This is a genomic window from Microbacterium abyssi (genome assembly GCF_015277895.1).
Lineage (GTDB): Bacteria > Actinomycetota > Actinomycetes > Actinomycetales > Microbacteriaceae > Microbacterium > Microbacterium abyssi.
The window spans coordinates 3,107,717-3,126,887 of sequence record NZ_CP063815.1 but is presented as its reverse complement, the minus strand read 5'-3'; the positions used below and the strand labels follow the sequence as shown (position 1 = coordinate 3,126,887).

The 19,171-nt window shown below is 68.9% G+C and carries 19 protein-coding genes and 1 tRNA gene; 12 read left to right on the top strand and 8 right to left on the bottom strand.

Annotated features, from left to right (window positions below; all coding sequences use genetic code 11):
• The first annotated feature begins 117 nt into the window (after positions 1-117).
• Genes IM776_RS15060 through IM776_RS15050 form a run of 3 tightly spaced genes read left to right on the top strand, consistent with a single transcriptional unit; the run spans position 118 to position 3,691 of the window.
• Entirely contained in the window at positions 118-1,671 is a 1,554-nt protein-coding gene (locus IM776_RS15060; RefSeq protein WP_194420945.1) for an MFS transporter, read from the top strand.
• Positions 1,672-1,730: 59 nt separating this feature from the next.
• Entirely contained in the window at positions 1,731-2,531 is an 801-nt protein-coding gene (locus tag IM776_RS15055) for an alpha/beta fold hydrolase (protein ID WP_194420944.1), read from the top strand.
• On the top strand, positions 2,528-3,691 hold the full coding sequence (locus IM776_RS15050; RefSeq protein WP_194420943.1) for a MalY/PatB family protein: 1,164 nt from the start codon (positions 2,528-2,530) through the stop codon (positions 3,689-3,691). The genes IM776_RS15055 and IM776_RS15050 overlap by 4 nt, the downstream gene beginning before the upstream one ends.
• Positions 3,692-3,716: 25 nt before the next feature.
• On the opposite strand, the gene IM776_RS15045 is transcribed toward IM776_RS15050, so the two are convergent.
• Both IM776_RS15045 and IM776_RS15040 read right to left on the bottom strand, forming a co-directional pair.
• Positions 3,717-5,330 (bottom strand): acyl-CoA dehydrogenase family protein, encoded by a 1,614-nt coding sequence (locus tag IM776_RS15045; protein ID WP_194420942.1) that lies wholly within the window; start codon positions 5,328-5,330, stop codon positions 3,717-3,719.
• Positions 5,331-5,361: 31 nt separating this feature from the next.
• Positions 5,362-5,435, bottom strand: a tRNA-Gly gene (locus IM776_RS15040).
• Between the two features lie 71 nt (positions 5,436-5,506).
• Here IM776_RS15040 and dcd point away from each other — a divergent pair.
• A complete protein-coding gene (dcd, locus tag IM776_RS15035; RefSeq protein WP_194420941.1) occupies positions 5,507-6,112 on the top strand; it encodes a dCTP deaminase in 606 nt (201 codons plus the stop codon).
• A 40-nt stretch (positions 6,113-6,152) separates the two neighbouring features.
• Entirely contained in the window at positions 6,153-6,737 is a 585-nt protein-coding gene (locus IM776_RS15030) for a hypothetical protein (protein ID WP_194420940.1), read from the top strand.
• 94 nt (positions 6,738-6,831) lie between these two features.
• On the opposite strand, the gene IM776_RS15025 is transcribed toward IM776_RS15030, so the two are convergent.
• Positions 6,832-7,587, bottom strand: coding sequence for a MarR family winged helix-turn-helix transcriptional regulator (locus tag IM776_RS15025; protein WP_194420939.1), 756 nt, complete (start codon positions 7,585-7,587; stop codon positions 6,832-6,834).
• A gap of 89 nt (positions 7,588-7,676) precedes the next feature.
• On the opposite strand from IM776_RS15025, the gene IM776_RS15020 reads away from it, so the two are divergent.
• Complete coding sequence (locus IM776_RS15020) at positions 7,677-8,219, top strand: MarR family winged helix-turn-helix transcriptional regulator (RefSeq protein ID WP_228479795.1); 543 nt, start codon at positions 7,677-7,679, stop codon at positions 8,217-8,219.
• A gap of 7 nt (positions 8,220-8,226) precedes the next feature.
• Here IM776_RS15020 and IM776_RS15015 read toward each other — a convergent pair whose 3' ends face one another.
• Positions 8,227-9,636: an MFS transporter gene (locus IM776_RS15015; protein ID WP_194420938.1), complete on the bottom strand. Its 1,410-nt coding sequence runs from the start codon at positions 9,634-9,636 to the stop codon at positions 8,227-8,229.
• Between the two features lie 72 nt (positions 9,637-9,708).
• Positions 9,709-10,578: a serine protein kinase RIO gene (locus IM776_RS15010; protein ID WP_194420937.1), complete on the bottom strand. Its 870-nt coding sequence runs from the start codon at positions 10,576-10,578 to the stop codon at positions 9,709-9,711.
• Between the two features lie 262 nt (positions 10,579-10,840).
• Between IM776_RS15010 and IM776_RS15005 the strand changes: the two genes are divergently transcribed.
• Positions 10,841-12,031 carry an MFS transporter gene (locus IM776_RS15005; RefSeq protein ID WP_194420936.1) on the top strand — a complete coding sequence of 397 codons (1,191 nt, stop codon included), beginning with the start codon at positions 10,841-10,843 and terminating at the stop codon, positions 12,029-12,031.
• Between the two features lie 22 nt (positions 12,032-12,053).
• Here the strand turns inward: IM776_RS15005 and IM776_RS15000 are convergent, their stop codons facing one another.
• Together IM776_RS15000 and IM776_RS14995 are read right to left on the bottom strand one after the other, a co-directional pair.
• Entirely contained in the window at positions 12,054-12,923 is an 870-nt protein-coding gene (locus IM776_RS15000; protein WP_194420935.1) for a helix-turn-helix transcriptional regulator, read from the bottom strand.
• 75 nt (positions 12,924-12,998) lie between these two features.
• The gene (locus tag IM776_RS14995; RefSeq protein WP_194420934.1) at positions 12,999-13,802 is read right to left on the bottom strand and encodes an alpha/beta hydrolase; all 804 of its coding nucleotides are present in this window, start codon (positions 13,800-13,802) and stop codon (positions 12,999-13,001) included.
• A 65-nt stretch (positions 13,803-13,867) separates the two neighbouring features.
• Here IM776_RS14995 and IM776_RS14990 point away from each other — a divergent pair, with 65 nt between their 5' ends.
• The 4 genes from IM776_RS14990 to IM776_RS14975 are packed head-to-tail and all read left to right on the top strand — an operon-like array spanning position 13,868 to position 16,489.
• Complete coding sequence (locus IM776_RS14990) at positions 13,868-14,554, top strand: TetR family transcriptional regulator C-terminal domain-containing protein (RefSeq protein WP_194420933.1); 687 nt, start codon at positions 13,868-13,870, stop codon at positions 14,552-14,554.
• Positions 14,555-14,563: 9 nt separating this feature from the next.
• A complete protein-coding gene (locus tag IM776_RS14985; RefSeq protein WP_194420932.1) occupies positions 14,564-15,136 on the top strand; it encodes an ATP-dependent endonuclease in 573 nt (190 codons plus the stop codon).
• 46 nt (positions 15,137-15,182) lie between these two features.
• Positions 15,183-15,644 carry a DUF3817 domain-containing protein gene (locus IM776_RS14980; protein ID WP_194420931.1) on the top strand — a complete coding sequence of 154 codons (462 nt, stop codon included), beginning with the start codon at positions 15,183-15,185 and terminating at the stop codon, positions 15,642-15,644.
• A 17-nt stretch (positions 15,645-15,661) separates the two neighbouring features.
• Entirely contained in the window at positions 15,662-16,489 is an 828-nt protein-coding gene (locus IM776_RS14975; RefSeq protein ID WP_194420930.1) for an alpha/beta fold hydrolase, read from the top strand.
• A 21-nt stretch (positions 16,490-16,510) separates the two neighbouring features.
• On the opposite strand, the gene IM776_RS14970 is transcribed toward IM776_RS14975, so the two are convergent.
• Positions 16,511-17,128 carry a hypothetical protein gene (locus IM776_RS14970; RefSeq protein ID WP_194420929.1) on the bottom strand — a complete coding sequence of 206 codons (618 nt, stop codon included), beginning with the start codon at positions 17,126-17,128 and terminating at the stop codon, positions 16,511-16,513.
• A gap of 183 nt (positions 17,129-17,311) precedes the next feature.
• Here IM776_RS14970 and dnaK point away from each other — a divergent pair, with 183 nt between their 5' ends.
• The gene (gene dnaK / locus IM776_RS14965) at positions 17,312-19,171 is read left to right on the top strand and encodes a molecular chaperone DnaK (RefSeq protein WP_194420928.1); all 1,860 of its coding nucleotides are present in this window, start codon (positions 17,312-17,314) and stop codon (positions 19,169-19,171) included.

The window sequence follows — 19,171 nt, the reverse complement described above, 5'->3', positions numbered from 1 at the left end:
CGTGACACGCGCGATATCACGGGGGAACACCGCCTCGCCTGCGCGTTCTTCAAGATGAGGCGTATAGGTTTGAGCGCGTTCAATCGGCAAGCGTTCCATCCGCCCTGAGGAGTGAAGATGTCCAGCCGAAAGAAGACCATCACACGTCGCAGAGCGCTTGAAGTCGACGACGTCCTCGTCGTCAAGAAGTCGAAACTGCGCACCGCGATATCCGGAACCGTCGTCGGCAACTTCATGGAGTGGTTCGACTTCGGCATCTACGGCTACCTCGCAGTGACGCTGACCACGGTGTTCACCGCCGACGCGCCCGGCGGGCTCGGTCTGCTCCTGACCCTGTTCGGGTTCGCGATCTCGTTCCTGGTGCGGCCGCTGGGCGGCTTCATCCTCGGCCCGCTCGGCGACAGGATCGGCCGGCAGCGCGTGCTGTTCCTGACGATGACGATGATGGCGATCGCCACGGGGCTCATCGGCCTGCTGCCCACGTCCGCGGCCATCGGCCTGTGGGCGATCGTCCCGCTGTACATCCTGAAGATGGTTCAGGGTTTCTCGACCGGCGGCGAGTACGCCGGTGCGACGACGTACGTGTCGGAGTTCTCGCCGGATCGCTCCCGCGGCTACTGGTCATCGTTCCTCGACGTCGGCTCCTACGTCGGGTTCGCAGCCGGTGCGTCGACAGTCGCCGTCACGACCTGGATCGTCGAGGGCATCTCCGGCGCGAACGCGATGGTCGAGTACGGCTGGCGTATTCCGTTCCTCGTCGCGATCCCGCTCGGCGCAGTAGCGATCTGGTTCCGCCTGAGGATCCCGGAGACCCCGGCGTTCGAGGCCGAGACCGAGGATGCCCGCGCGGGGCACCGCGACGATCCGCTCGGCCGGCACGGCATCCCGGGCATCCTCCGCCATCACTGGCGCGAGGTCCTCATCGGCATCGCCCTGGTGTCGGCGACGAACACGGCCGGCTATGCGCTGACCAGTTACATGCCGACGTATCTCGAGACCGAGGTCGGCGTCTCCAATCTGATGGCCGCCGTGGCCACGGTTCCGGTGCTCATCGTGATGAGCGCGTGCCTGCCGTTCATCGGCAAGCTCTCCGACCGGATCGGGCGCAGGCCCGTGTACGGCATCGCGGTCATCTCGACGATCGTGCTCATGGTCCCGGCCTTCACGATCATGCAGATCGGTCAGGAATGGGCGGTCATGATCGCGCTGGCGATGGTCGCGATCCCCGTGGCGTTCTACGTGGCGATCGCAGCATCCGCTCTTCCGGCCCTGTTCCCGACCGCCTCGCGATTCGGCGCGATGGCGATCGCCTACAACGTGGCAGTGTCGCTGTTCGGAGGCACGACTCCGCTGTTCAGCCAGGCGCTGATCAACCTCACCGGCAACACCTACATGCCGGCGTTCTACATCATGTTCTTCGCCGCCCTCGGTGGCGTCGCGATGCTCTCGATGAAGGAGACGGCCAAGCGGCCCCTGCTGGGCTCCTTCCCGACGGTGGAGACCAACGCCGAGGCCGAGGAGCTCGTCGCCGAACAGGACGGCAATGAACTCCTCGACACGAGCACGATGCCGCTGGACCTCATCCTTCCGGTGAAGGAGGGGACGGCGGACGCCGAGGGTCTGGGGGATGCCGGTCCGGCGGCATCGGGCAAGCATCCCGAACCGGTGTGACGCTGCGTCCGAGCGGTCTGCGGTTGACCCCGTACGCCGCTCGGGTGTTGCCTGGTGGCATGGACATCGTCACCTCCGCAGACGGAACACCGATCGCCACGCACTCTGTCGGCTCCGGCCCGGCCATCGTCATCGTGAACGGCGCGCTCTCGCGAGCGAAGGATGCCGCGGAGATCGCGCGCGCGATGGCCGCTGCCGGTTTGCGTGCGATCACCTACGACCGGCGCGCGCGGGGTGACAGCGGTGAGACGCGGCCGGCCGCACCCGAACGAGAGGTCGAGGACCTCGCGGCCGTGATCGCGGCGGCATCCGAGACCGGAACGGAGGCCGGTGGCGGTGCGGCGGTGCTCGGCCATTCCTCCGGTGCGGTGCTCGCCCTCTTCGCGGCGGGTGAGGGCGTGCCGATGACGCACCTGTTCCTCTCGGAGCCGCCGTTCCGTTTCGGCGAGGACGACCCTGCCGCTGATCTCGCCGATCGCCTGCAGACGATGGCGGATGAGGGGCGCCCGGGGGACGCGGTGGTCGCCTTCCAGCGGGAGGCGGTCGGCTTGCCGGATGCCGCCATCGAGCAGTTCCGCACGTCGCCGCTGTTCGCCGAGACGGCACCGCTCGGCGCGTCCACGGTCTATGACGTCCTGGTGACGCAGCGCGCCTCGATGCCGTCGGAGGCGATGCGCGAAGTGCGGATGCCCGTGACGATCCTGTGCGGCGTCGAGACGATGCCGTTCCTGGTCGGCGCGGCAGCTCGACTCGCGGAGCTGATGCCGGATGCCGAGTACCTGGAGGTGCCCGAGTCGGTGGGTCACAGCATCCATCCCGAGGCCACCGCCCGGATCGTCGCGGAGCGTCTGGAGGCATGACCGCGCACGCCTTCGACGCGATCACGGCGGCCGAGCTGCATGCCGCCGGCAGCGTCAAGTGGACCATGTTCCCGGACGCCATCGGCGCGTTCGTCGCCGAGATGGACTTCGGCGTCGCGCCCGCCATCACCGATGCGATCGACGAATCGCTGAAGGCCGGGCTGACCGGATACCTCCCGCAGCACCTCGCCACCGCGCTCCAGGAGGCGACGGCGCGCCGGTACGCCGAACACCACCGCTGGAGCCTCACGCCCGACCAGGTGCGCCTCGTGCCCGACGTCATCGTGGCGCTGGAGTTCGCGATCAAGAACTTCACGAAGCCGGATGCCGCGATCATCGTTCCCACGCCCGCGTACATGCCGTTCCTGTCGGTGCCGCCGCGGCACGGACGGCGCGTCATCGAGGTGCCGAGCATCCAGGTGGACGGCCGGTGGGTGATGGATCACGAAGGTGTCGCCGCGGCGTTCGCCGACGGCGGCGAGCTGCTCGTGCTGTGCAATCCGCACAATCCGCTCGGGACTGTGGCGACGAGAGAAGAGCTGCTGCGGATCGCCGACACCGTGGCGGATGCCGGCGGGCGGGTGTTCTCGGACGAGATCCACGCGCCGCTGGTCTATGCGCCGGCGACGCACATCCCGTACGCCTCGGTGTCGCCTGCCGCCGCCGCGCACACGGTCACGGCGGCATCCGCATCGAAGGCGTGGAATCTCGCCGGGCTCAAATGCGCGCAGATCATCTTCTCGAACGCCGAGTCGCTGGAGAAGTGGGAGGCCGACGACGGCTGGATCGGACACGGAACCTCGACGACCGGCGCGGTCGCGAACCTCGCGGCGTACACGGCGGGTGGCGGTTGGCTCGACGATGTCGTCGAGTATCTCGACGGCAACCGCCGGCTCCTCGTCGAGCTGGTCGCCGAGCACCTGCCGGACGTTCAGGTGACCATGCCGGAGGGGACGTACATCGCTCTCCTCGATCTCCGTGCGACCGGGCTCACCGGAGATCTGGGCGAGTGGTTCCGCGAGAATGCGGGCGTTGCGATGACCGACGGCGCGGCATGCGGGCAGGCGGCGGTCGGGTTCACCAGGTTCGTGTTCGCGACGCCGCGGCCTGTGCTGCGCGAGGCCCTGGAGCGGATGGGGCGGGCGCTGCGGGAGCGCTGAGCGGGGGCGTGCTCGAATACTCTGCTCAGGCGCGCGCGGCGATGGCCGCGGTATCCACACCCGGCGGCAGCGCGCCGTAGAGCGCACCGCCGAACGGATCGCCGGACAGCCTCGTCGCGCAGAAGGCATCCGCGACGGCGTGCGGTGCGTGGCGAACGAGCAGCGAGCCCTGCAGCGCGAGCGCGAGTGCGCCGACGAGGCGGCGGGCAGTGGCATCCGGCTGCGGGTCGGGTGCCACGTCGCGGGCGAGCCGGCGGATATGAGCGATCCAGTCATCGAGGCGTTGATCGGCGCCGGCGGCGCGCGACACCTCGGCGTCGAACGCCGCGAGCGAGTCGCCGTCGCGCCCGAGCGCGCGGAGAACGTCGAGGGCGATCACGTTGCCGGAACCCTCCCAGACCGCCATCACCGGCTGCTCGCGGTAGCGCATCGCGAGCGGGAAGGACTCGGTGTAGCCGTTGCCGCCCAGGCATTCCAGCGCCTCGTACGCGTGACCGGGCCCGCGCTTGCAGATCCAGTACTTCGCGACGGCGGTGGCCAGCCGCCGGAACGCGATCTCCTCGTCCGAGGCGTCATCGTCGTGTGCACGGGCGAGCCGCAGCGCCGTGGCGGTGGCGGCCTCGGTCTCGAGCTGCAGGTCGGCGAGCACCGACATCATGGCGGGCTGGTCGATCAGCATCCGTCCGAACGCCGATCGATTCCTCGTGTGCCACGCGGCTTCGGCGGTCGCCTGGCGCATGCCGGCGGTCGAGCCGAGCACGCAGTCCAGGCGGGTGCGGGCGACCATGTCGATGATTGTGCGGACACCGCGGCCCTCGTCTCCGACGAGGGTGGCGAAGGCATCCTCGTACTCGACCTCGCTCGACGCGTTGGCCCGGTTTCCGAGCTTGTCCTTGAGACGCTGGATGCGGATGCCGCCCGGCGCACCGTCGCCGAGGATGCGCGGCAGTAGGAAGCACGACAGCCCGCCGGGCGCCTGCGCGAGCACGAGGAAGGCGTCCGACATCGGGGCGGAGCAGAACCACTTGTGACCGTTCAGCAGGTATCGGCCGTCACCGATCGGGGTGGCGGTCGTCGTGTTCGTGCGGACGTCGGATCCGCCCTGCTTCTCGGTCATCGCCATGCCGAACAGGGCGCTGTGCTTGTCGGCCTTCAGCTCGGGGTCGTACGTCGTGCTGAACGTGCGCCGGAGCCATTCGGCTTCACCGTGCTGCTGCAGCACCGGAACGACGGCGTGCGTCATCGAGACGGGGCACGCGTGCCCGGGCTCGATCTGTGCGTAGAGCATGAAGGTCGCAGCTCTCGCGACGTTCGCGCCGGGCATCGGCTCGACGTAGGCGCTGGTGTGCGCGCCGTCGGCGACGGCCGCGCTGATGACCCGGTGGTACGCGTCGTCGTACTCGACCTCGTCGATGCGATGGCCGTAGCGGTCGTGCGTGTGCAGGACGGGCTCGTGACGGTTCGCGCGTTCGGCGTCGCGCTGGAAGGAGGCCGTCCCCACCCGCTGCCCGGTCGGATGCAGTCGATGGTGGGCCCAGGCGGCATCATGGCGTTCGACGCCCTCCACCAGTGCGATGTTCGTGGCGTACTCGTCGAGGTCGGTGCGCGGCGATGGCTGATTCACGACATCGTGAGGCATGAGGCCATCGAATCAGAAATGTTCGATGAGGTGGAGGGACTGACGGGAATCGAACCCGCGCTGTCTGCTTGGGAAGCAGAAGTTCTACCATTGAACTACAGTCCCGAGGCCTTGCGGCGTCTGGCCAGCATAACAAACGCGCGAGGCGGTGCACGCCGGACAGTAGGCTGAATCCCGTGCTTCTCAGCGACCGCGATATCAAGGCAGAACTCGCATCCGGCCGGATCGGCCTGAACCCGCATGAGCCGGAGATGATCCAGCCGTCGAGCATCGACGTGCGCCTGGACCGGTACTTCCGTCTGTTCGACAACCACAAGTACCCGTTCATCGACCCCGCTGAGGACCAGCCCGAGCTCACCCGCCTGATCGAGGTCAAGCCGGACGAGCCGTTCATCCTGCACCCCGGAGAGTTCGCGCTCGGCGCGACGTTCGAGCAGGTCTCGCTGGCCGACGACATCGCCGCACGCCTGGAGGGCAAGTCCTCGCTCGGCCGCCTCGGACTCATCACCCACTCGACCGCGGGCTTCATCGACCCCGGGTTCACCGGCCACGTCACCCTCGAGCTCGCGAACGTCGCCACGCTGCCGATCAAGCTGTGGCCCGGCATGAAGATCGGGCAGCTCTGTTTCTTCCGCCTCACCTCGGCCGCCGAGAACCCGTATGGCTCCGGCCCCTACGGCAACCGCTATCAGGGGCAGCGGGGGCCGACGGCATCCCGCTCGTTCCAGAACTTCCACCGCACCGATGTCGGCACCGTCGACACCGGATCCGTCGGCGGCTGACCACGAGCGGATCGCCGCACCCACACGTACTATCGAGAGCATGAGCGGCGAGAACACGGAGAACCCGCAAGATCCCGGCGAGGATGCCACGACCGATGCGTCCGTGTCAGGCGGTGAACCGTCAGCGCCATCCGCAGCCCCCGGCGTCGACGCTTTCGCCGTGCCGGCGCCGGAGACGGTCGCCGCTCCCGATGCCGAAGCGGCGATCGAAGATTTCGAGGTGCCGCCGCCGCCCGAGTTCAGCGCAGCTCCACCGGCCCCCGCGCCGGAGCCGGTCATCCCCCCGGCGCCGTCGGAGAACGGCTCGGCTGACGCGACAGACACTCCGGAAGCTCCTGCTCTTCGCAAGCGCAGCACCTGGGCGCCGAACGATACATGGACCTCGGCATCGGCCCACAAGCAGGAGGTTGTGCCCCCGACCGCTGCGCAGAAAGCGGAGTCACGCGCGGCCGCTTCACGCGCCGCGACTGCTCGCGACGAGGCGAGCCGGAATTACGTGAGCCCCGCCGCCGGCGGAACCGAAGGGAACAACTACCGCGGCTGGACCGTCGCGATCTATGCCGGACTGGCTGTGCTGCTGTTCGGTGCCGTCGGCTTCATGGTCTTCTTGGGGTTGCCCGGCTGACCGCGCAGTCCTTGTTCGCGTTCAGCACGTATGAGAAGTGCCGGTTATGACTAGCTCGTAACCGGCACTTCTCATACAGCAAGGATGTCGGGGGTCAGTGCTCGCCGCGCCCGCGGCCGAACCCGGCGTCGAAGCCGCGCTCGTAGGCACCCTGCGCGAACCGAGCGAACCGCGCCCGGCCGTGGCCGTGGTGGCCGTGGCCGTGGCGCCCGCGCTCCTCGCCATGCGCGAATGAATGCTCGTCGTGGCGGCAGTCGCGGCGCTCGCCGAAGCCGCGATCGCCGAAGTCCGCTGAAGCGTGGCCGACGTGCCCGAACCCGCGGGGGTCGAAGCCATGACCGAAGCCGTGCCCGTGCCCGAAACCGCGCCCGAACCCGCGGCCGAAGCCACGAGGTCCGAAACCACGACGTCCGTGACGATGTCCGCGTCCGCCCACGCGCGGAAGCGGCGTGTTCTCGTCCCAGCCGAACGCGCGAGCGAGCTGCTCGAGCGTCGCGATCGTGGTGGCGAGGTCTTCGGCGGGGACGGCGTCGGCGACCTTCGCGCGGATGCCGTCGACGATGTCGCCGAGGCGCTGCTTGGCGTCGCGACCTTCGTCGGTGAGGGTCCAGCTGCCATCGGCATCCGTCACCCAGCCGAGCTCGATGAGCCGGCCCAGCTTGTGCACCGTCAGCGGCCGGTCATCGCCCGAGACGGTGCCGTCGATGCGGTTCAGCAGGCGCCATTCGCGGCGCGTGACGCCGAAGGATTCGAAGGCGGTGGCGAACTCGGCGGCCATGAGGCGGTCGACCGCCTTCAGCCAGTAGCCGAAGGGGCGGGGGTTCTGTTCGTTGTTCTCAGTGGTGTTCATGAGAGAAGTCCTTTGCTTGTAACTGCGCATGTATATGTAGTGTGACATGCAATGCGAATGCATGTCAAGTCGCATGTAAAGTTGAGGTCGTGAGCACCGAGAATCCCGACCCCGCCGAAGCCATCGCGCACGCCCTGTCGCGTCTGCGCGGACGACGGATGCCCGGCGGCGGCCCGCACGGTCATGGCCACGGCGGTCCGCACGGCGAGCGCGGCGAGCACGTGCACGGGCACGGTCACCGCCCCGGATTCGGGATGCCGCCATGGGCCGGCGGTCCGGCAGCACCCGGCGGGCGTCTCGGCGGGCCGGCATGGATCCGGATGCTGGATGCTCTCGCGACGGCATCCGAACCACTCAGCGTCAGCGCGCTCGGCGAGGCGATCGGCGTGGACCAGCCGCGCGCGTCGCGGCTCGTTCAGCAGGGCGTCCAGCGCGGACTCGTGCAGCGCGAGGCCGACCCCGACGACGCCCGCCGCACCCGCATCGCGCTCACCGAGGACGGCCGTCGCATCGCACGCGGCATGCGCGGCGAGCGGCGCCAGGCGCTCTCGAAGGCGCTCGAGTCGTTCACCGACGACGAGGCTCGCGAGCTCGCGCGCCTGCTCGGCAAGCTCGCCGACAACTGGGGCTGAAGCGGCGTCAGGCCGCCGGGGGCGCCTTCACCGGCAGCAGCAGCAGGAAGCCCAGCAGCAGCACGAGCACGATGCCGAGGATGCCGAACGCCGTCGCGCTGGTGAGAACGATCAGCAGCGTCCAGGCACCGGATGCCATCCAGCTCGCGGCGCGTCCGGTCGTGGCGTAGAGGCCGAAGATCTCGCCCTCGCGTCCGGCTGGCGTCACGCGCGCCAGGAACGAGCGGGATGCCGCCTGCGCCGGCCCGACGAAAGCGCACAGCAGCAGCCCGCCGATCCAGAACACCACCGTGCCCGCATCCACGAGGAAGAAGACCGCGAGGCCCGCGACGACCATCGAGCCCAGCGCGACCAGGATGATCCGCTTGGGGCCGAAGCGGTCGTCGAGGCGGCCGGCGAGGATCGTCGAGACCCCGGCGATGAGGTTCGCGGCGATGCCGAAGATCACGAGTTCGAGGAACTCGAAGCCGAACACCTGACCGGCGATGATCGCGCCGAACGCGAAGACGCCGCCGAGGCCGTCGCGGAACACGGCGCTCGAGAGCAGGAACCAGAACGTCGGACGCGTCTCGGGCGAGCGATAGAGGCTGATGACGTCCTTCGTGAGCAGCACGTACGAGCGGAAGAAGCCGACCTTGCGATCGGGTCGGCCGAGCGAGGGCTCCGGGACGTTCAGGAAGATCGGGATGCTGAAGACGATCGCCCACACCGCGCAGCCGACGGCGATCAGGCGGAAGGGAAGGCCGCCGTCGTCGGGGAGCCCGAACCACCCGGTCATGTAGAAGATGACGACGATGACCAGCGCCACGATGCCGCCGATGTACCCGAAGCCCCAGCCGAGGCCCGAGATCTTGCCGACGGTCTTGGGGTTCGCGATCCCGATCAGCATGGCGTTGGAGTTCACCGCGGCGATCTCGCCGAACACCGAACCCGCCGAGATCAGGGCCACGCCCAGCCAGAACAGCGCCGGCGTCGGTTCGACGAACCACAGTCCGAACATGCAGAGGATGAGCGCGCCGGTGCCGATCCCGAGCCAGAGCTTCTGCCGGCCGGCGGCATCCGCGCGCTGTCCGAGCACAGGCGCGAGCAGCAGGATCGCGAACGCCGCGATCGTCGAGCCGAGCCCGAGGCCCGAGGCGAGACCGGCCTCGGCCGCCTTGTACGCGTCGCTGTCGGGGTCGAGCGCGGCGATCTCCGGCGGCAGGAAGACGTCGGTCGTCAGGTACAGCGCCGTGAAGATGAACGTCAGGATGACGGTGTTGAACGGCTGCGTCGCCCAGTCCCACAGCGCCCACGAGTACACCTGCTTCTTCGGAGCGGGGGTCTCGCCGCGAAGGTCGAGGCCGACGACGGCGACGGCGCCGCTGTTCGCGGTCGCCTCGGGGACCGGGACCGCACTGTTATCAGACGTACTCATGCTCGAAGTCTGGCCGGATCCGGTGAACGACAGGTAGCGGCGCGCCGCGTGCCCGCGGCCGGACGCCGTGCCTCACGCGTACGACGACGCCATGAGCTCGGCGAACAGCTCCTCCGCATCGCACTCCACGCGGTGCCGGGCGAACCAGTCGCACACGTTGACGCAGTCGCGATGCAGCAGATCGAGCCCCTGCGGGTTCGCGATGACGTCGACGATCTGCGGCAGATCGATCACCCGCACGCGCCCGTCCTGCACCAGAAGGTTGTACGGCGAAAGGTCTCCGTGCGCGTAGCCGGCGCCGGCGAAGATGTGCATGATCTCGACGATCTGCGCGTAATAGCCCGCGAGCACCGCCCGGTCGCCGCGCTCCTGAGCGAGGCGCGGAGCGGCCGCGCCATCCGTGCCGATGAACTCCATCAGCACCTCCGTCTCGTTCACCTGAACGGGATAGGGGACCGGAGCACCCAGTTCCCACATGCGGCTCAGCGCGTTGAACTCGGCGAACGACCACTCGGAGGCCGCCACCTCGCGACCGAACGCCGTCTTCTTCGCGATGGCGCGGGCGTCGCGGGACTTCTGCACGCCGCGACCCTCCGTATAGACGCCAGAACGGTGGAAGCTGCGGTGCTCGGGGCTGCGATAGCGCTTGGCTGCGAGCAGGGTGCGCTCGGTCGGACTGCCGGGCACGGCGCGTTCGATCAGGAAGACGTCGGCCTCCTTGCCCGTCTTGAGCACGCCGAGCTCGGTGTCGAGTGCCCCGGCGGAGGTCACGACCCAATCGGGCCATGGCTCGGGTCCTCGTTCGGACGGCGTGATCGCCGGCCACGTGGACCAGCGCTGGTCTTCGTCCGGTTCGACATCGGCGAAGGTGATGGACTCATCGAACTCGACGGAAGGGCGGAAGGAAAGGGATGCGTCGAATGACGCGAGGGGATCAGTCACGGTGGTTGCTCCGGAAGGGAGGCCACACGCGGATCAGGAGCGGGTGGCCTCGAGGGGAAGGTGGTCGGCGAGAGGCGCGACGACGACAGCGTTCATGTCACAGCTCCTCTCTCGCGGACTTTCTTCCGGGGGCGTCCCGGCGCAGGAGCGAGCTTAGGCGCGTGCCGCTCGCGTGTCCAGACCGGGTCGACACCGGACGATCAGTCGGATGCCGCGGACGGGTGGTCGGGCGCAGCATCCGCCCGGCTGCGAGGGTTGGATCATGACAACGACCGCGCCCATTCCCGTCGCCGCAGCGGCCCCTGCCGAACGCATCCGGTACGGAGCGCTCATCGTCGTGATGATGCTGAGCTTCCTGCTCGTCACGGCCGAGTTCCTCCCCAACGGCATGCTCACCGAGATGGCCGACGGGCTCGGCGTCACGCCGGGCCAGGCCGGGCAGACCGTCACCGTCACTGCGCTGGTCGGGCTGATCGTCGCGCCGACGGTCGGCATGGTCTTCCCGCGCCTGGACCGTCGCTCGCTGCTGGTGTGGATGGCGCTCGCCGCCGCGGCATCCAATCTCATAGTCGCGATCGCGCCGAACCTCGTCCTCGTGCTCCTCGCCCGCTTTCTGCTGGGCGCGGCGCTGAGCACGTTCTGGTCGATGTCGATCACGGTCGCCGTACGCATCGCCGGACCGGAGCGGCTCGGCCGGGCCGTGATGTTCACCTCCGCCGGCACGTCGCTCGCGACGGTCGCCGGCGTTCCGGTCGGCGTCATCCTGAGCGAGGCGATGGACTGGCGTGCGGTGTTCGCGCTCGCCGGCATCGTGACCGGTGTGCTGGCGATCGCGCTGCGGACGATGCTCCCGCCGGTTCCGGCCGCGCAGGTATCGAGCTTCCGGCTCCTGCTCGACACGATCCGCCGCCCCGGCGTCGGCCTCGGACTCGCCGGCCACGTGCTGGTCGTGCTCGGCCACTTCCTCGCGTACACCTACATCCGTCTCGCGCTGGAGCGGATGCCGGACGTCGACGCCGGCACGATCGTCATGCTGCTGGCGCTGTTCGGTATCGGCGGCCTGATCGGCAACCTCACCATCGGCCTGATCATCGACCGGTCGTTCCGGTTCTTCGCGGTGCTCGCGCCGGCCGTGATCGCCGCCACCGTCGTGGCGACCATCCTGCTGTCGGACTCGGTGCCCGGAGTCGGGATCGCTGTGTTCGTCTGGGGCTTCTTCTTCGCGTCCTGGCTGATCGTCGTCAACACCTGGGTCGGGCATCGGATGCCGGATCGTCTGGAGGCCGGCGGGAGTCTCGTCGTCGTCGGATTCCAGGCCGCGATCATGGTCGCGGCAGGTGTCGGCGGCATCCTCGTCGACAGCATCGGGGTCGAGCCGTCCTACGCGCTGGGCGCTGCCGCGCTGGTGGCCGGTGCCGCGCTGTTCGGGGCATCGAACCGGGCGCGCGGCTGACGCACGGGCGGAGCTCAGCCGCTCAGGCCGGAACCGGAGACGCCTCGCGCACCCGCCAGCGCGACGGCGTCACGCCGGTCGCCCGGCGGAACGCGCGGCTGAACCCCTCGTCCGAGCCGTAGCCGAGGCGGCGGGACGTCTCCGACACCGACTGGCCGGCATCCAGCATCCCCTTGGCCGATTCCATCCGAACCTCGGTGACGTAGCTCGCGGGTGACTGCCCGAGCGCGGCGTGGAAGCGCGCGGCGAACACCGAACGCGAGAGCGCGGCGACCGACGCCATCTGCTCGACCGTCCATTCGCGGCCGGGGTCGTCGCCGACGGCGACGAGGACGCGGTCGAGGAACAGGTCGCCGGTGCGCGAGGGCCAGCCCTCGGGCGCGCAGCCGATCGCCGCCCACGCCCGGATCATCGACTGCACGAGCATCGTCGCCATCATGCGGCAGATCACCATGTCGCCGTCGCGCTCGACATGCCGGTCCGGCGCCTCGACGCCCATGTGCCGTGCGAGCGCGGCAGCGGCCGGCTCGAGATCGTCGAACCGGCGGATCCACGCGATCGGAGGCAGCAGTGTGCCCAGGTGCACGGCGCCGGCGGCGAGGGCGAGGCGCGACACGAGCACCCGCGAACCGGCCGCGATGCGGAGCGTCGTCGCGCGCTGTCCCGAGCTGAGCAGCGCGTCTCCCGTGGTGAACGCATCGGCAAGCCCGCCGTCGCCGGAGAGCCGGACCTCGCCGGCGAGCACGTAGATCAGCGACAGCGCGCCGGGTTCGAGAGCGACCGCCTCATCGGCCGTTGCGAGGATGCGGTGCTGCGAGCGGACGCTGACGGCGACGTCGCCCAGCAGCCGTTCGAGGGCATCCTCCCGCGCGGCAGCGGCGGGGGGCGACATGACGAGGCTCATGATTCTGGGAACCGGGCGCCGGCCCCTGCTATTCCGTGCGGTCGGCTATTCCGTGCGGTCTGCTCAGTGGCGCAGCCCGGTGGCGTCCGATGAGCGGATGCCGGCCGGCTGCGCCCCGTCGGCGGCGAACGCGAGCACGGCGTCGAGCACCTCGTCGGCCACGAGGAGACGGTTGTGGCCGAATCCGCGTGTGAGCAGCAGGCGCGAGCGCCCGCCGTGCGCGGCGTGCAGAGCGCGCGCGTTCGCCACATCGAGCGCGCGGTCGCGTTCGTCGTGGATCACAAGCAGTTCGGTCGCGGCCGGCAGGGGGTGGGCGAGCGAGTCGAAGACGGCATCCGCGTCGGCGCGAGTCATCCCGAGGCGGCGGTAGAAAGCAGCACCGAACGCGGCCAGCGCCGGTGCCGACAGCCCCATCGTCCGGGCGAACTGGGTGTGGAAGGCATTCACGTCGCCGGCTCCGGCGATGGACACGACGCGCCCGGCGTCGACGCCGTCCCTCACTGCCGCGAGCGCCGCGAAGGCGCCGAAAGAGTGCCCGACGACGAGGTCGAACGGCCCCTCGTCCCGGGCGATCAACCGGGCGGCGGCGATCCAGTCGCGGGCGTCGGTTCGCGCACCGCGGGAGTCGCCGTGCGCGGGCGCGTCGAAGGCGTGGACGCGGAAGCCCTCGGCCACGAGGTCGCGCACGAGGGTCGCGAACTGGGATGCCCGGCCGTGCCAGCCGTGCATGAGGAGCGCTGCGCGCGTGCCCGTTCCCCACTGGTAGGTCCGCACGGTGCGGTAGCCCTGCGCTGCGCGCCCGCGCACCTGGACGAGCTCGCGTCGCGCGGCATGATGCGTGGCGGCGAGGTTCATCGATGTCGACATGATGCTCCTATCTATACGAACGATCGTGCATAGACTATCTGAACGATCGTTCGTAGACTAGGGGCATGTCCGAATCGATCACCGCGGAGGAGACGCCGTCCGTAGACGGGCGCCGTGCCCGCGGCGACGCTTCTCGTCGCGCGGTGCTCACCTATGCGACGGATCTCGCGTCGGTGGAGGGACTGGACGGGTTGAGCATCGGGCGTCTCGCCGAGGCATCCGGATACAGCAAGAGCAGCATCGCCGGCCTCTTCCAGAACAAGGTCGGCCTGCAGGTGGCCACCGTCGATGCCGGCCGTGCCGTGTTCATGGCGGTCGTGGTGGAGCCGGCCCGCGAGCAGCCGCGTGGGCTGCCGCGCCTCGTCGCGCTGATGGATCACCTGATCGAGTATTCGCGCACCCGCGTCTTCGCCGGGGGATGCTTCTTCGCAGCCGTGAGCGCCGACTTCGATTCCAAGCCCGGTCCGGTGCGCGATGCCGTGCGCGCTGCGATGTCGGACTGGTACGGCTACATCGAGGCGCAGGTGCGCCACGCGGCCGACGCCGGCGAGCTCGATCTGGATGCCGTCGGCGTCGAGACGCTCGCCTTCGAGCTGCCCGCGCTCTACGAGCAGGCGAACGCCCGATCGCTGCTCTACGGCGATGACCGCCCCTACGTGATCGCCGCGGTCGCCATGCGCGACCGGCTGCTCAGGGCCGGTTCGGATGCCGCTGCGCTCGCGCCGCTCGAACGGCCGCGCACCGGACGCTAGGGTCTACGCATGTCTGTCGGCAGCGCTGCGCGACGGCCCGTCGTGCTGTTCGAGGGCAGGAGCGACAGTCTCGCCTTCCGCGCCCTCGCGCGTCGTCGGGGAGTGCGCCTGGATGCTGTCGAGCTCATCGAACTCGGCGGCATCACGAACCTGCGCCGGCAGCTGGTGACGCTGCCCGCTGACGGGAGGCTCTCCGTGCTCGGCCTCTACGACGGCGCCGAGAAGCGATATGTCAGCGGAGTGCTGCGCGACGTCGGGCTGATCGACGACGATGCGGTGGATCTGCGGACCGTGGGATTCTTCGGGTGCGAGCGCGATCTCGAGGATGAGGTGATCCGGGCGGCCGGGGCCGAGGTCGTCCTCGAGACGCTCGCGGCGCGCGGCGAGCTCACCCGGTTCCGCGTGTTCCAGGGGCAGCCGGCGCAGCGTGAACGCTCCATCGAGCAGCAGCTGCACCGGTTCGCCGGCACGGCCGCGGGGCGCAAGGCCCGGTTCGCCGCCGATGTTATCGACGTGGTTCCCCTTGAGCGGATGCCTCGTCCGCTCACCGATCTCCTGCAGGCAGCGCTGCGCCGGAGCTGACGAGCAGATCACGTACCGTTGAGGGACACCCCGAACAAGGAGCGCGATGTTCCGCACCCCTGCACGCCTGTACCGTGTTCTCGCGATCGCCGAGGCGATCACCTGGACGATCCTGATCGCCGCTCTCATCGCGCGAGCCGTCGGAGCTCCCGGGATCGTGGTGACCGTCGGCGGGGGCATCCACGGGTTCGTGTTCCTCGCCTACGGCGCCACCGCGATCCTCGTCGCGTTTAACCAGCGCTGGTCGATCGGCGTCGGCATCCTCGCCGTCGTGAGCGCGATCGTCCCCTACGCCACGATCCCGATGGAGATCTGGCTGCACCGCACCGGCCGGCTCACCGGCGATTGGCGGCTCGAAGCGAGTGACCACCCGCAGGATCGCACCTGGTACGACCGTCTCATGCGATGGTTCCTCCGTCGGCCGTGGGTTCTCGTAGCGCTCATCGCCGTGGCCGTGGTGGCGCTGTATGTGATCCTCCTGATGGTCGGCCCGCCCGGCGGGAAGTGATGGAGGGGCGGATGCCGATGCATACGCTTCGCGAGACGTTCGAGTGGGACGGCCGCACCGTCGCGTGGGATCGATTCGGATCCGGCCCCGCGCTTGTCTTTCTCCACGGCACGCCGTGGTCGTCGGCGCTCTGGCGGCCGCTGGCCGACGCGCTGGCGTCGCGATTCACCGTGCACCTCTGGGACATGCCCGGATACGGCCAGTCGTCGATGGATGCCGCACACGCCGTGGATCTCGGCGTCCAGGGCGAGCTGTTCGCCGCGCTCCTCGGGGAGTGGCAGCTCGATCGGCCGCACGTCGTGGCGCACGACTTCGGCGGCGCGGTCGCGTTGCGCGCGCGGACGCTGCACGGCACGCGCTATCGCTCCCTCTGCCTCGTCGATGTGGTCGCTCTCAGCCCGTGGGGCTCACCGTTCTTCACCCTCGTCCAGCAGCACGCCGACGTCTTCGCGCAGCTGCCGCCGCACGTGCATCGCGGTGCGGTCGAGGCATACATCGCCGGCGCGAGCCATCTCGGACTGCGTGGCGAGGATCTCGCGATGCTCGTCGAGCCGTGGACGGGATCGCTGGGCCAGCCGGCGTTCTATCGGCAGATCGCGCAAGCCGACGAGCGCTACACCGACGAGATCGAGCACCTGTATCCGACGATCGACGAGCCGACGCACATCGTCTGGGGTGCCGACGACGCCTGGATCCCGGCTGACCGAGCGCATCGCCTGCAGTCGCTGATCCCTGGCTCATCGCTCTCGATCCTCGAGAGTGCCGGGCACCTCATCCAACTCGATGCGCCCACCGCCCTGGCTGTCGAGATCTCCCGATGGCTGGATGCGCAGTCCGCTCAGTAGCGCTGTCCTCGACCGGCCGAGTCAAGGCTGTGATGGAGCCTCGATGGAGATCATGTTCTTCGACAGCACTTCTTCGGCGGCGACGCTCAGATCCACACCTTCGCACATGATCATCACCTGGACGGAATAGTTCAGCTCGACGAAGGCGCGAGCGGCGATGAAGCGGCCGACACCGTTGACGGTGAAGGAGAACTGGTGGTGGGCGACCTGGGCATCACCGGGGCCGTACCTGAGGAAGTATCCGTCACTGACCGACTGGGCGAGCTCGACTGGATCCTCACCCAGTTCGGCGGCGATCACTGCATCGGTGGCCTCCAGATCGTTCATGTCACCGGCGTCGCCGAGCGCTCCGCCGCGGAACGCGGCGACACAGGTCCGATCCGCGTTCTCATACATCCACCGTCCCGGCGCAGCCATGCGGGCGACTTCCTCCCATCCGTCGTCGTGGGCGAAGCCGTCTCCCCAAGAGACGTCAGTGCCGGCCGGCAGGGTGGCGCCGTCGCTGAACGAGACCGAATCGAGAGAGGGCGTGCGTGCGGCAACAGGCTCAGGCGGCTGTTCTGCAGCGCAGGCGCTCAGCGCGAGTCCGAGTGCGAGCGCGCTCGCACTCGCGAAGGTGTGAAGCAGTCGATTGCTCATGCTCAGCGAGCGTATTGAGGTCGAGCGACTCATGGGCGGTCTGTGGATAAGACAAAGTTGAGCCAGTTCATATCAAGTTCATTTGACAGCGCACGCAGCCGAGGCGTACAGTTGAGCCATCGCGACTCAGGTTTCCCGGGTCGCCCTCAGACTCACTCGTACTTCAACCAGAAGGAGAATCGCATGGCACGTGCTGTAGGAATCGACCTCGGAACGACGAACTCCGTCGTCAGCGTCCTCGAGGGTGGCGAGCCGAAGGTCATCGCCAACGCCGAGGGCTTCCGCACGACCCCCTCGGTGGTCGCGTACACCAAGGACGGCGAAGTGCTCGTCGGCGAGACCGCCAAGCGCCAGGCCGTCACCAACGTCGACCGCACCGTCGCATCCGTCAAGCGCCACATGGGCACCGACTGGAACTTCGACGTCGACGGCAAGAAGTGGACGCCGCAGGAGATCTCCGCGCGCATCCTCATGAAGCTCAAGCGCGACGCCGAGTCCTACCTGGGCGACACCGTGACGGATGCCGTCATCACCGTCCCCGCCTACTTCAACGACGCCGAGCGTCAGGCCACCAAGGAGGCCGGAGAGGTCGCGGGTCTGAACGTCCTGCGCATCATCAACGAGCCGACCGCTGCAGCCCTCGCCTACGGCCTGGACCGCGGCAAGGAGGACGAGCTCATCCTCGTCTTCGACCTCGGTGGCGGAACCTTCGACGTCTCCCTGCTCGAGGTGGGCAAGGACGACGACTTCTCGACGATCCAGGTCCGCGCCACCGCGGGTGACAACCGCCTCGGCGGTGACGACTGGGACCAGCGCCTGGTCGACCACCTGATCAAGCAGTTCAAGGAGACCAGCGGCGTCGACGTGTCCTCCGACAAGATCGCCCTGCAGCGCCTGAAGGAGGCTGCGGAGCAGGCGAAGAAGGAGCTGTCGAGCTCGACCAGCACCTCCATCAACCTGCCGTACCTGTCGCTGACCGAGTCGGGCCCTGTCTCGCTGTCCGAGACGATCACCCGCGCGAAGTTCGAGGACCTCACCAAGGACCTCCTCGACCGCACCAAGAAGCCGTTCGAGGACGTCATCCGCGAGGCCGGCGTCAAGGTCGCCGACATCGACCACGTCGTGCTCGTCGGTGGATCGACCCGCATGCCGGCCGTCGCCGAGCTCGTCAAGCGCGAGACCGGCAAGGAGGCCAACAAGGGCGTCAACCCGGACGAGGTCGTCGCTGTCGGCGCCGCTCTCCAGGCCGGTGTCCTCAAGGGCGAGCGCAAGGACGTCCTGCTCATCGACGTCACCCCGCTGAGCCTCGGCATCGAGACCAAGGGCGGGCGGATGACGAAGCTCATCGACCGCAACACCGCGATCCCGACCAAGCGCAGCGAGACCTTCACCACCGCGGACGACAATCAGCCGTCCGTCGCGATCCAGGTCTTCCAGGGCGAGCGCGAGTTCACCCGCGACAACAAGCCGCTCGGCACCTTCGAGCTCACCGGAATCGCGCCGGCTCCCCGTGGCGTCCCGCAGGTCGAGGTCACGTTCGACATCGACGCGAACGGCATCGTCCACGTGTCCGCCAAGGACAAGGGCACCGGTACGGAGCAGTCGATGACCATCACGGGCGGCTCGTCGCTGTCGAAGGATGACATCGAGCGTATGGTCCGCGAGGCCGAGGAGAACGCGGCCGAGGACAAGAAGCGCGCCGAGGCCCTCGAGCAGCGCAACCAGGCCGAGACGCTCTCGTACTCGATCGAGAAGCTGATCAAGGAGAACGAGGACAAGCTCCCCGCCGAGGTCAAGGACGAGGTCCAGGCCGACGTCGACGCTCTGAAGGCGGCACTCGCCGGCGATGACGACGACGCCGTCAAGACCGCATTCGACAAGCTGAACGAGTCGCAGGGCAAGCTCGGCGAGGCGATCTACGCCCAGTCGCAGACCGACGCCGCGGCCGGCGCGGCACCCGAGGGCGAGGCCCCTGCGGACGAGGCATCCGATGAGGATGTCGTCGACGCCGAGGTCATCGACGAAGAGGACGAGAAGAAGTAA

What these genes read in the sequence shown, in the direction of transcription:
- IM776_RS15005 (WP_194420936.1), top strand. Translation starts at nt 10,841, where the DNA reads ATGACAACGACCGCGCCCATTCCCGTCGCCGCAGCGGCCCCTGCCGAA.
- IM776_RS14975 (WP_194420930.1), top strand. Translation starts at nt 15,662, where the DNA reads ATGCATACGCTTCGCGAGACGTTCGAGTGGGACGGCCGCACCGTCGCG.
- IM776_RS14985 (WP_194420932.1), top strand. Translation starts at nt 14,564, where the DNA reads ATGTCTGTCGGCAGCGCTGCGCGACGGCCCGTCGTGCTGTTCGAGGGC.
- IM776_RS14980 (WP_194420931.1), top strand. Translation starts at nt 15,183, where the DNA reads ATGTTCCGCACCCCTGCACGCCTGTACCGTGTTCTCGCGATCGCCGAG.
- IM776_RS14970 (WP_194420929.1), bottom strand. Translation starts at nt 17,128, where the DNA reads ATGAGCAATCGACTGCTTCACACCTTCGCGAGTGCGAGCGCGCTCGCA.
- IM776_RS15015 (WP_194420938.1), bottom strand. Translation starts at nt 9,636, where the DNA reads ATGAGTACGTCTGATAACAGTGCGGTCCCGGTCCCCGAGGCGACCGCG.
- IM776_RS15030 (WP_194420940.1), top strand. Translation starts at nt 6,153, where the DNA reads ATGAGCGGCGAGAACACGGAGAACCCGCAAGATCCCGGCGAGGATGCC.
- IM776_RS14990 (WP_194420933.1), top strand. Translation starts at nt 13,868, where the DNA reads ATGTCCGAATCGATCACCGCGGAGGAGACGCCGTCCGTAGACGGGCGC.
- IM776_RS15050 (WP_194420943.1), top strand. Translation starts at nt 2,528, where the DNA reads ATGACCGCGCACGCCTTCGACGCGATCACGGCGGCCGAGCTGCATGCC.
- IM776_RS15060 (WP_194420945.1), top strand. Translation starts at nt 118, where the DNA reads ATGTCCAGCCGAAAGAAGACCATCACACGTCGCAGAGCGCTTGAAGTC.
- IM776_RS15025 (WP_194420939.1), bottom strand. Translation starts at nt 7,587, where the DNA reads ATGAACACCACTGAGAACAACGAACAGAACCCCCGCCCCTTCGGCTAC.
- IM776_RS15055 (WP_194420944.1), top strand. Translation starts at nt 1,731, where the DNA reads ATGGACATCGTCACCTCCGCAGACGGAACACCGATCGCCACGCACTCT.
- IM776_RS14995 (WP_194420934.1), bottom strand. Translation starts at nt 13,802, where the DNA reads ATGTCGACATCGATGAACCTCGCCGCCACGCATCATGCCGCGCGACGC.
- IM776_RS15000 (WP_194420935.1), bottom strand. Translation starts at nt 12,923, where the DNA reads ATGTCGCCCCCCGCCGCTGCCGCGCGGGAGGATGCCCTCGAACGGCTG.
- IM776_RS15045 (WP_194420942.1), bottom strand. Translation starts at nt 5,330, where the DNA reads ATGCCTCACGATGTCGTGAATCAGCCATCGCCGCGCACCGACCTCGAC.
- dnaK (WP_194420928.1), top strand. Translation starts at nt 17,312, where the DNA reads ATGGCACGTGCTGTAGGAATCGACCTCGGAACGACGAACTCCGTCGTC.